Origin of the sequence: Scytonema sp. PCC 10023 (assembly GCF_963920835.1) — a bacterium.
In the GTDB taxonomy this organism is placed as follows: Bacteria; Cyanobacteriota; Cyanobacteriia; order Cyanobacteriales; family Nostocaceae; genus Kalymmatonema.
Genome location: NZ_CAWUDP010000294.1, coordinates 1 through 1,403, shown reverse-complemented (window position 1 = coordinate 1,403; position 1,403 = coordinate 1). Strand labels below are relative to the sequence as shown.

Genomic DNA, 1,403 nt, shown 5'->3' with positions numbered 1-1,403 from the left:
AGCTATCCCCCGTATCTTCTATTAGTTCATCAACAAGTTTTCTTAGCCGTTCTTGCCAGTTGGGGACGGCTTTCAGCTTTTCTTTAACACCTTTCTTTACAGCAAAGCACACTGGTGACTTATCAAAAGGTTCTTCATTCAAAGATTTTGCACCAAGTTTATTATTTTTCTGGAATGGCATACAAACACCTTGTATATGTTATTATATTCACATATAGCACAAGTATTGAGGTCGAACAATGCTTTTATCCATCAAGACTAAGTTGAAACTAACACCAGCCCAAAAAACAATAATGGCTAAACACGCAGGTATAGCACGGTTTACCTACAACTGGGGTTTGGCGACTTGGAAAAGCTTGTACGACGATGGATATAAGCCTAATAAGTTTCTTCTCAAAAAGTTCTTTAACAACGAAGTCAAGACCCAGTTGGAGTGGATCAAACAGAAGGGGATTTGTCAAAAGATTACACAATATGCTTTTGATCAACTCGGTGATGCATATAGTCGCTTTTTCAAAGGTCTGGGTGGCTATCCCAAATTCAAAAAGAAAGGTCTAAACGACTCTTTCACTATTGATGCTAGTGGTAAACCCATTCCTGTAGGCGGTGTGCGTGTCAAGTTACCTACTATTGGATGGGTCAAAACTTTTGAAGGATTACCCCATACAACGACCACTAAGTTATCAATATCTCGGATAGCGGATGATTGGTACATTGCATTTGCATACGAACAAGAATGCCCACTAACACCGAAATCTGTAGATATTGTAGGCGTGGATTTGGGAATTAAGGAACTGGCTACACTCAGTACTGGTGTTATGTTCCCCAATCCGAAGGCTTACAGAAAGAACATCCAAAAGCTGAAACGATTGTCTAAGTCTTTGGCGCGAAAAACTAAAGGTAGCAACAATCGTAATAAGTCAAGAACAAAGCTCGCAAGGCATCATAACCGAGTCTCTAACATTCGCAAAGACTCACTTCATAAAGTCACCAACTACTTATGCAAAAACCACGCTGTAATAGTAGTCGAAGACTTGAATGTTAGCGGTATGATGGCTAACCATAAGCTTGCTCAACCCATTGCTGATTGTGGGTTTTATGAATTCAGGCGACAACTTGAATATAAATCCAAGAAGTTTGGAAGCAAGCTAGTTTTAGCTGATAAGTGGTATCCATCCTCTAAAACTTGTTCTAATTGTGGTTGCAAAAAAGAAACACTCACATTGAAAGAGCGAGTGTTTGAATGTGGTCATTGTGGTTTTGTGATTGACCGTGACTTAAATGCAGCCATAAACCTATCGCGCAGGGCTTTGGCGTGAATGCTTTCTGAGGGATAACCGCTCCCATGCTCCCCGAGAAGAAAGAAGTAGAATGTCTAGACTTGTCTAGGATTTACGTAGCAG

General features: G+C 40.3%; 2 protein-coding genes. One reads left to right on the top strand and one right to left on the bottom strand.

The features are described 5' to 3' along the window. A partial coding sequence (locus tag ACM0OZ_RS48805) for a hypothetical protein (protein ID WP_414590153.1) occupies positions 1-181 on the bottom strand: 181 nt, incomplete at its 3' end. Positions 182-239: 58 nt separating this feature from the next. On the opposite strand from ACM0OZ_RS48805, the gene ACM0OZ_RS48800 reads away from it, so the two are divergent. Beyond that, complete coding sequence (locus ACM0OZ_RS48800) at positions 240-1,319, top strand: RNA-guided endonuclease InsQ/TnpB family protein (protein ID WP_414590152.1); 1,080 nt, start codon at positions 240-242, stop codon at positions 1,317-1,319. Positions 1,320-1,403 lie beyond the last annotated feature (84 nt).

Coding starts and splice junctions, on each gene's coding strand:
- ACM0OZ_RS48800 (WP_414590152.1), top strand. CDS start 240: ATGCTTTTATCCATCAAGACTAAGTTGAAACTAACACCAGCCCAAAAA.